Raw genomic sequence first — 9160 nt, forward strand, 5'->3', positions numbered from 1 at the left:
CGCGATGAACCTAAAAAAACGGGCGACCAAGGCCGCCCGTTCCGCTTTTTCACCCAGCCGATCAGCGCTGGCTGGCCAGCTTGCCGTTGCCTGTTTTCTTCTCATTGCCGGCGAGCTTGCGGGCCTGCCGCTTCTCGAAACGGGAGATCCACCAGTAGGCCAGCGCCGAGAACACTGCGGTCATAAAGACGTTGATAAAGAAGGCGCGCACCAGATCGACACCGCTCGGGAAGGCGGAGGCGCTCATGCTCACCACGAAGATGGCGATCAGCACCGACACCACGCCCATCCCGAAAGTCCGCGAGCCCATGCGGAAATCGCGGGGGGTGTCGTCATGTTTCCAGCGGAACACGAAGTAGGCCACCATGATGAAGATCGGCGGCAGCATGGCAGTGCCGGCGGTGAGGTTGATGGCAGTGTTCATCATCTGCTGCACCGACTCGGAGCCGAAGCCGTTGACCACCAGCATCGCGAACACGAAGACAAACTGCCACCAGGCGGCGCGCACCGGCACCCCGTGCTCGTTGAGCTGGGTGGTCTTCTCGCCGTAAACCCCCTGCGGGATCTCGGAGAAGTGGATCTTCACCGGCGCCGAGGTCCACATCATCATGGAGCCGAACATGGCGATAAACAGCACCACGCCGACGAAGCGGCCCACCAGCGCCTCGGAGAGCCCGAAATACTGCGCCATGCCGGTGAAGATCTCCACCATGCCGCCGGCATAGGTGAGGCTCTCGCGCGGCACGAACACGTTCACCAGCAGGGAACCAACCGCATACATGGCACCGATGACGATACCGGCGCTGATGATCACCTTGATAAAGGACTTCTGGCCCCCCTTCACGTCATTAAGGTAGGCCGCTGCCGTTTCGGCACCGCCCGCCGCCTGGAAGATCCAGCACATGATGCCGAGGGTCGCCCAGTTGACGGTGGGAGTCATCGCCTCCAGCGTGATGGGCTGGGCCGGCACATGATCGCCACTCAGAGCCATCAGGGCACCCAGCACATAGATGGCGAACAGGGCAAATACCCCGTAGGCCACGATCTCCGCAATCTTGCCGAGCCAGCTTGCCCCCTTGGTCGAGATGTGGGTCGCCGCCGCAAACAGCACGATGGAGATGATCGAGGTGACCATGGGCGAGAAGCTGTACTCATAGCCCAGCATGGCGTAGGAGGCGTAGGCGATGACGTTGGGCAGCAGGGAGACGAACCAGAACAGGTTCACGAACCAGTAGAGAAACGAACCCAGATAGGCCATCCGGGTGCCGAGCGGCTTTTTCAGCCAGTCGTACATACCCGACTCGGAGTTTTTGTTGGCCGAGACGAACTCGGCGATGATGAAGACGAACGGGATGAAGTAGACGATGGTCGCCAGCAGGAAGATGGGGGCGGAGCTGAGCCCCAGCTCGATGTTGTTGTTGACGATGTTGCGCACGTTGAACACGGCGGCAAAGGTCATCGACAACAGGGCAAACTTGCCTATGGTGCCGCGTACGGATTCAGACATGGTGTCCTCCAGTGGATTCGCGCTCCCTGCGGGTAACGCTGTGACTCTGTAATGTGTTCGGCAAGGGTCTGTCGGCCCCGCGCGTTACTCTCTTGTTATGATCGGGCCGCGTGGGCGGCCTCGTTGGGGAACCGGTACCGTCTCCCGCACCGGCTCGCAATACCAGTCAGACGATCGGGGTGCCCGGCGCCATCGGCACCCGCGGCTGCAGCAGCACGCTCTGGCTCTCGTCCGGGGTCTCGGCGCAGAGCAACATGCACTCGGAACGCTCGCCGCGCATCCTGGTGGGCTTGAGGTTGGTCAGTACCACCACTTCGCTGCCCATCAACTCCTCTTCGCTGTAGTAAGGCACCAGACTGGTGACGGTCTGCAGCGGCCGCTCGCCACCCACGTCGATCTGGACGATGTAGAGTTTGTCGGCCCCGGGGTGGCGCACCACCTCCAGCACCTTGCCCACCTTCATCTCGACCCGTTTGAATTCGGCAAACTCGATCGTCTCGCTCATGCTCTTTTCCTTCTCTGGTTCAGCGGTTTGCGGGTGGCCAACGGCCACCCGGTTTTATTCGGATTCAATGCAGTGGCTATGGCGTCTGCATGGCAACCTGCGCTGTCGGCTGGGCCTCTTTGGCACGCGCTTCGGCGCTGAGGGAAGCCTCGTAGCGGTTGTATTTCCACCAGGCGAAGCCGAGGAAGATCACGATCCCGCCGACGTTGTAGAAGATGATGGTCATGATGTCGGCACCGGTCGGGAAGGTGGAGGCGAGGAAGCCCACCGAGAAGATGGCGATCAACACCGAGACCACGGCGATGCCGGTGGTGCGCGAACCCATCTTGAAATCCCGTGGCAGGTGGTCGAGCTTCAGACGCAGATTGAGGTAGGCCAGCATGATGAACAGCGGCGGCAGCATGGAGGCGGCAGCGGTCATGTTGATGACGGTGTTCATCAGATCCTGCGCGGTGTTGGAGCCCAGAGTCGGGATCACCATCAGCGGCAGCACGATAAGGTACTGGATCCAGGCTGCACGGGCAGGAACGCCGTTCTCGTTCAGCTCGACGGTTTTCTTGCCGAAGATGCCGGCCGGGATTTCGGAGAAGAAGATCTTCACCGGGGTCGCCGTCCACATCAGCAGGGAGCCGAACATGGCGGTGAAAGAGACCAGTCCGACGAAGCGGTTCATCAGGATCTCCGGCAGGCCGAAGTAGGCCGCCAGCCCCTCAAATACCTGCACCGAGCCGCCGGTATATTTCAAGGTACCGCTCGGCACGAACACGTTGATCAACAGCGAGGCGATGGAGTAGAGCACGCCGATAAAGATCCCGGCGACGATGATCACCTTCACGAAGGACTTGGAGCCGCCCTTCACGTCATTGACGTAGACCGCCACCGACTCGGCACCACCGGCAGCCATAAAGATCCAGGTGGTGATGCCGAGGAAGGCCCAGCTGAAATCGGGGACCATGGCCTCTACCGTGATGGGGTCGGCCGGCTGTACGCCGCCCACCAGTGCCGCACCTGCCAGCAGAATGTAGGAGAGGGTCAGCAACAGCATCAGGGACGAGGTCACCGAGGTGATGGGACCGAGCATCTTGGCGCCATTGGTGGAGACGTAGGTGGCAAAGGCAAACAGCACCATGCTCAAGGCCGTGGTCGCCACCGGGGTGAGAATGTACTCGTAGCCGAGGAAGGCATAGGAGGCGTAGGCGATAACCCGCGGCAGCAAGGAGGTGAAGAAGAAGAGGTTCACGAACCAGTAGGTGTAGGCGGAGATAAAGGCCCAGCGCCCGCCGAGGGAGCTCTTCACCCAGGCATAGACCCCCGCTTCGGAGTTCTTATTCAGTGACACAAATTCCGCAATGATCAGGCAAAACGGAATGAAGTAAAAAATGGTAGCCAGAAAGAACATCGGGGCGGAGGCCAGACCGATCTCGATGTTGTTGTTGATGACGTTGTTGAAGCTGAATACCGCCGCGAAGGTGAGCGACAGCAGACCAAACTTGCCTATCGTATTGCGTTTGGGATCAGACATGGTGCATCTCCAGACCTGTAGTTATTGCCACGAAAGGGCGGGGCATGATTTGTAGGGTGGGCCCCGCCCTTCCGGCTTTGTCAGTGCAGAACCGGCGGCTTGTTATTTGTTTTTGAAGTAGCCGCCTTCGACGGTGACCTTGATGATCACCTTGCGCACCGGGCTGTCGCCTGCGAACCGGTAAGCCTCGTCGTTCTCGAAGATCACCACCTGCCCGTTGCCGACCTGCTGGCGCTCACGCACCTCGCCTGCCAGCCACTCGCGGTCGGTGGTGTCGTCATAAGCCTGCTCGACCCGCAGCTCGCTCTTGGCTGCCCACTCCACCGTCTCTTCCCCTTCCAGGTAGTAGTGAACGTCGAAGTAACGACGCTGCCCCTCGAACAGGGAGGTGGCCGGGCTGGCCCCCTCCTGCAAGCGATAGGTGAGGGAGTCACCGATGGAGTGGCAGATGCCGGGCTTGAGGTTGGCCAGGTTGTTGATGGCCTCCACGCAGCGGCCCCACTTCTTGCCCTCCCGGTAGATGCTTTTGAACAGGGTCAGGTTGTCCAGAGTGATCATGCGAGGTTCCTCCCGCCGTTGATGGTGAGATCGAGCCCGGCCAGCGCAGCCGGATTGAGGTTGCCGCGAGCGATGGGCAGCAGGGTCAGACCGAAGCTGAACGGCTCGAAGCGCACCCGCCAGGAGTCCAGCACCTCGGAGCCCCAGGAGTTGGAGCCGAGCCCCAGTACCTTGTGATCCAGATTGAGGGTGAGATAACCGCAGGGCTCCAGCTCATTGATGTGCTGCGCCGCGTGGATATGCTCCCAGCTGTAGGGCCAGACGCTCAGGTTGATGGGGGCATCGGGTCGCACGTAGAGACCGGCGCCGTGACGGTTGGTCAGAGTCGCCCAGCGCACCTGCTGGCGGTTGCCGTTGTCCTGCGGGAAGGGGTAGTGCTCCCACATCTCGCTGACTGTGCTCTGGAAGCGGTCGATCCAGTTGCTCTGGCGGCTGTCCTGATAGTTTTCGCCCGGCCCCATGCCGTAGTAGTGCACCCGGTCGAGATCCTGACGGATGCCCAGCTCGAAGCCGATCTTGGGAATGATGTCGTCATAACCGCCGTAGGGCTGACCGGATAAGGCCACGTGCAGTTGGCCGTTCGGGCTCAGGGTGTAGACGTAGCGGCAGCGCATGCCGAAGTCGAACACCGGCGGCGCGATCAGACTCTCGACCGTCACCTCGACCGCCTCGCCCAGCTGGCGCCAGCTTAAGCCACGGAAGTGCTCCTGCATGATCTGCAGGTGGTTCGGGTGCCACAGGCTCTCGTACTCCTGCTTGTGGTTGTCGATCATCGGCTTGAAGAAGGTGAGGCGCGGCGAGCGCTCAATCAGCTCGATACCATCCTGCTGCCAGCTCACCAGCTTACCGTCGAGGCGCGAGAAACGCAGGGCGAAGCCTGTGCCGCTCAAGGTCAGCGCGAGGCGCTCATCAGCGATATCCAACGGAGTAGCGTTGGGATTGGCAAAGGGCTGCAGCTGGCGAGTCGACTCTTTCAGCCGGAACTGGTACTGGCCCAGCTCGTGCTCCGCCGCGCTGTAGCGGGTAGCTGTGGCCTTGATGACCCGCAGCTGGACAAAGGTTTCCCGCCCATCAAGGGTCGGCAGTTCGAGTTGCAGCTCTGTGTTGGCGCCGGGGGCAACCCCTTCCAGCCGGATCTGCTGGCTGGCCAGCAGTTCGCCTTCGGCCTTCACTTCGACCAGCAGGCGGATATCGTCGAGAGTGGAGAACCAGTAGCGGTTTTCCAGCTCAAGCTTGCCGCTCGCCAAATCCACTGCCCGCACCTTGACCGGGCAGATCACCTGCTTGTATTCACGCAGGCCCGGCCCCGGGGTCTGATCCGGATAGATGAGGCCATCCATGCAGAAGTTGTAGTTGTTGGGATAGTCGCCGTAGTCGCCGCCGTACTTGTAGACGGGGCGGCCCTGCTCGTCCTGATCCAGAATGCCGTGATCGCACCACTCCCAGATGTAGTGACCCTGAATGTGGGGATGGCGGTCGAACACCTGCTGGTATTCGCTGAGGCCACCCGGGCCGTTGCCCATGGCGTGGGCGTATTCACAGAGGATGCGTGGCTTCTCCATCGGGAACTCGCCAAAGCAGTTCATCTGGGAGACGCGGGAGTACATGGTGCTCACCACATCCACCACCTCGGCATCGCGATCCTCTTCGTAGTGTACCAGCCGGGTCGGGTCGATCCCCTTGCAGCGCTGGTACATGGCTCTGATGTTGCAGCCGTAGCCTGACTCGTTGCCGAGCGACCAGATGATGATGGAGGGGTGGTTCTTTTGGGCGTGCACGTGGCGCTCGATGCGATCCACGAACACCGGCTCCCAGAAGGGATCGTCAGTGATGCGGCTGAGATCGCCGACGTTGGCAAAACCGTGGGTCTCCACGTCGGTCTCCGCCATCACGAACAGGCCGTACTGGTCGCACAGCTCGTAGAAGCGCGGGTCATTCGGGTAGTGGGCGGTACGTACCGAGTTGAGGTTGTGCTGCTTCATCAGCACGATATCGCGTTCAACACGATCCATGCCGACCGCGCGGCTCTTGAGGTGGTCGTTGTCGTGGCGGTTCACCCCGTGCAGCTTGAGGTAGTGGCCGTTGACGTAGAAGAGGCCATCCTTGACCTTGATTTCACGCACCCCGACTCGCTGCGGGATCACTTCCAGCAGCTCGCCCTGACCGTTGTAGAGGGAGAGTTGCAGCTGATAGAGGTAAGGATCTTCGGCGCTCCAGAGACGGGGGTTGGCCAGATCCAGCGTGAAGCGGCAATCACACTTGCCGTCGATGGCGAGATGGTCGAGGGAGCCGCTGGCGATCTCGCTGCCCTGATCCAGCAGCGCCCAGACCAGACGGTGATCACGGGCAGCCGCCCCCAGGTTCTCGAGCTGGATATCGCAGCTCAGGGTAGCGCTCTGATTGTCATCGGCCAGCTCGGTACGGATGAAGAAGTCCTGCACATGGGCGGCCGGTTTGCCCACCAGATAGACGTCGCGGAAGATCCCCGCCATCCACCACATGTCCTGATCTTCGATATAGGTGGAGTCAGCCCACTGCATCACCCGCACCGACAGCAGGTTCTCGCCAACCTTGGCGTAGGCACTGATATCGAACTCGGCGGTGAGACGGCTCCCCTTGCTGAAGCCGACATAGTGGCCGTTTACATAGAGCTCGAAGTAGGTCTCCACCCCGTCGAACTTGATGATTATCTGTTCGCCATCCCAGGCCGGGCTCAGCGTGAAACTGCGCTGATAGGCGCCGGTCGGGTTGTTGGTCGGTACGAAAGGTACGTCGATGGGGAAGGGAAAACCCTCGTCGGTGTACTGCAGATTGCCGTGCCCTTCCATCTGCCACATGTTGGGCACGGTGATCTGACCCCACTCACTCATATGGCTGTGATAGAAGGCCTCCGGAACCTGCAGGGGGTGGTCGAAGTAGTGGAACTGCCACTGGCCGCCAAGGCTCAGAAAACGGCGGCTCAGCTCGCGCTGCATGGTGGCCGCCAGCGCGTGGTCGGCATAAGAGAAGAAGTAGGCGCGCGGGGCCAGTCTGTTTTCACCAACGAATTGGACGTTTTCCCAGTTATTCACATGTCCTCCCGGAACAAGGCAACGTTAACTGGGTAAACCTTAGATAAATATTTACTAAATATCAGTTTTAGATCGGTAAAGTTTTAATCTGATCACAATGAACAGATGGTTTTGTGAGCGAGATCAGAAGCGGGAGATAAAAGGGGTTAAGTAGACAGTGATGGCATGGATATTGATTAATCCAGGCATAAAGCGTGATAGAGTCATCATAAAACAATGACTTATGAATTCACAAGGAGATGGGTTGGAGGCGATAATGAATAGAAGGAGTCGCACCAACACAAGATGGCGCGACTAAAAAGTGTTGTATTTTACTAAAATCAGCGAGTGGTACCACGCAGGGTCAGCTTGCTCGGCACCAGCACCCGCAGGGGGATATCCCGCGCATCACGCAGCCGTTCGACCAGCAGATTAACTCCCTGGGAGCCCATCAACTCGGAGTGGATCCGCACCGTAGAGAGCGGCGGGAAGGTGAACTTGGCAGTCGGAATATCGTTGACGCTGATAAGCTCAATTTGCTGGGGAATCGCCAGTCCCTTCTCGTGGATGGCACGCAGTACACCGATGGCGATGGAGTCGGAAGCGACAAACAGCGCCTTGGGCCAATCCCCTGCCAGCATCTCCTTCGCCAACTGGTAGCCGGAAGCGCTGGAGAAATCCCCACGATAGAGATCGCTCTTCTGCACCACCCCCAGCTGCTGGCCATAATCCCGAAAGGCCAGTTCGCGCAGATCCGGATTCTCATCCTGACCACCGATATAACCGATACGCTGGTGCCCCTGCGCGATGAAGTAATCGACGACCTGCTGGCTAATCAGGGCGAGATCCACATCGACCGAATCGAACTCTCCCTGTGAACGGCAGTCGACAAACACCAGCTGACTGGAGCAGACCATGAGCTGGGCCAGGCGTTCGGCCGTAAGGGTGCCGACCACCAAAATGCCATCCACTGCGCTCAGCTCGCGCCCTTCACCACTGCTATAAAGATGGGTCAGTTCGATATTGAGGCGGGCACTCTGGGTCTCGATGCCATAACGGATAGCGAGATAGTAAGGGTCGTTGACCTCGGTACTCTGGGGATAGGCATAGACCACCAGAAAGTGCAGCTTGCTCTTGTGTACCCCCTTGCGGGCAGTGCTGGTCTTGTACTCCAGCCGTTCGGCAATCTCGAAGATCCGCTGCTTGGTCTCTTCCTTGACGCTCAGGCTGGGATCCTCGTTCAGTACCCGGGATACCGTGGCGAGCGACACTCCCGCCTCCTGTGCAATTTCCTTCAACGTAGCCATCAATACCTCGCTGGCAGCATCACGTGTTAATGGGTAACGGCTAAAGAGTAACGGGCAATCCCTTGATAGCCCAGCACTTTTACTAAAATGCCAGCGGCAGAGCCGTTTTGTGGAAGACAGAAATGCAAAAAGGCCTCCCGAATGGGAGGCCTCTTCTAAATAGGTGCCTGACAGTGTCCTACTCTCGCATGGCGAATGCCACACTACCATCGGCGCTACCGCGTTTCACTTCTGAGTTCGGCATGGGATCAGGTGGTTCCACGGCGCTATGGCCGTCAGGCAAAAGCTTTTAAAACTAACTTTAAAATGGTGCTGATACCCAGAATCGAACTGGGGACCTCATCCTTACCAAGGATGCGCTCTACCGACTGAGCCATATCAGCACACTAACCGGTAAAGACCACGCTGGGCGTAATCTTGAAATTGGGTGCCTGCCAAGAGCGTCCTACTCTCGCTGGCCGATTACGCTGTCGCATAACCGTTTAATTGGGTGCCTGGCAGTGTCCTACTCTCGCATGGCGAATGCCACACTACCATCGGCGCTACCGCGTTTCACTTCTGAGTTCGGCATGGGATCAGGTGGTTCCACGGCGCTATGGCCGCCAGGCAAATTCTTCATCTAGAAAGCTGACGTGAATAACGAGTTGCCTGTTGGCTTCGCTATCACTTAATTAGTTAGTAGTTCGCTTGGTATTTGCTACAAGCCTTAGA

General features: G+C 59.1%; 6 protein-coding genes, 1 tRNA gene and 2 rRNA genes. All 9 read right to left on the reverse strand.

Annotation, left to right across the window (positions count from 1 at the left end; all coding sequences use genetic code 11):
* Positions 1-61: 61 nt before the first annotated feature.
* On the reverse strand, positions 62-1507 hold the full coding sequence (locus BN1117_RS17055; protein ID WP_040099345.1) for an amino acid permease: 1446 nt from the start codon (positions 1505-1507) through the stop codon (positions 62-64).
* A gap of 166 nt (positions 1508-1673) precedes the next feature.
* Entirely contained in the window at positions 1674-2012 is a 339-nt protein-coding gene (locus BN1117_RS17060; RefSeq protein WP_026080427.1) for a tRNA-binding protein, read from the reverse strand.
* A 76-nt stretch (positions 2013-2088) separates the two neighbouring features.
* Positions 2089-3534 (reverse strand): amino acid permease, encoded by a 1446-nt coding sequence (locus BN1117_RS17065; protein ID WP_040099348.1) that lies wholly within the window; start codon positions 3532-3534, stop codon positions 2089-2091.
* Between the two features lie 102 nt (positions 3535-3636).
* Positions 3637-4092, reverse strand: coding sequence for a beta-galactosidase subunit beta (locus tag BN1117_RS17070; RefSeq protein ID WP_040099350.1), 456 nt, complete (start codon positions 4090-4092; stop codon positions 3637-3639).
* Positions 4089-7163 carry a beta-galactosidase subunit alpha gene (gene ebgA, locus BN1117_RS17075; protein WP_040099352.1) on the reverse strand — a complete coding sequence of 1025 codons (3075 nt, stop codon included), beginning with the start codon at positions 7161-7163 and terminating at the stop codon, positions 4089-4091. The genes BN1117_RS17070 and ebgA overlap by 4 nt, the downstream gene beginning before the upstream one ends.
* A 320-nt stretch (positions 7164-7483) precedes the next feature.
* Positions 7484-8449 carry a transcriptional regulator EbgR gene (gene ebgR, locus BN1117_RS17080; RefSeq protein WP_040099353.1) on the reverse strand — a complete coding sequence of 322 codons (966 nt, stop codon included), beginning with the start codon at positions 8447-8449 and terminating at the stop codon, positions 7484-7486.
* Between the two features lie 165 nt (positions 8450-8614).
* A 5S ribosomal RNA gene (rrf, locus tag BN1117_RS17085) occupies positions 8615-8729 on the reverse strand.
* A 27-nt stretch (positions 8730-8756) separates the two neighbouring features.
* Positions 8757-8832 (reverse strand) — tRNA-Thr (locus tag BN1117_RS17090).
* Between the two features lie 109 nt (positions 8833-8941).
* Positions 8942-9056, reverse strand: a 5S ribosomal RNA gene (gene rrf / locus BN1117_RS17095).
* Between the last annotated feature and the right edge of the window lie 104 nt (positions 9057-9160).

Source organism: Aeromonas australiensis, assembly GCF_000819725.1.
Classification (GTDB): domain Bacteria; phylum Pseudomonadota; class Gammaproteobacteria; order Enterobacterales; family Aeromonadaceae; genus Aeromonas; species Aeromonas australiensis.

Excerpts from the sequence above, each read along its gene's own strand:
- BN1117_RS17065 (WP_040099348.1), bottom strand. The coding sequence starts at position 3,534 with ATGTCTGATCCCAAACGCAATACGATAGGCAAGTTTGGTCTGCTGTCG.
- BN1117_RS17055 (WP_040099345.1), bottom strand. The coding sequence starts at position 1,507 with ATGTCTGAATCCGTACGCGGCACCATAGGCAAGTTTGCCCTGTTGTCG.
- BN1117_RS17070 (WP_040099350.1), bottom strand. The coding sequence starts at position 4,092 with ATGATCACTCTGGACAACCTGACCCTGTTCAAAAGCATCTACCGGGAG.
- BN1117_RS17060 (WP_026080427.1), bottom strand. The coding sequence starts at position 2,012 with ATGAGCGAGACGATCGAGTTTGCCGAATTCAAACGGGTCGAGATGAAG.
- ebgR (WP_040099353.1), bottom strand. The coding sequence starts at position 8,449 with ATGGCTACGTTGAAGGAAATTGCACAGGAGGCGGGAGTGTCGCTCGCC.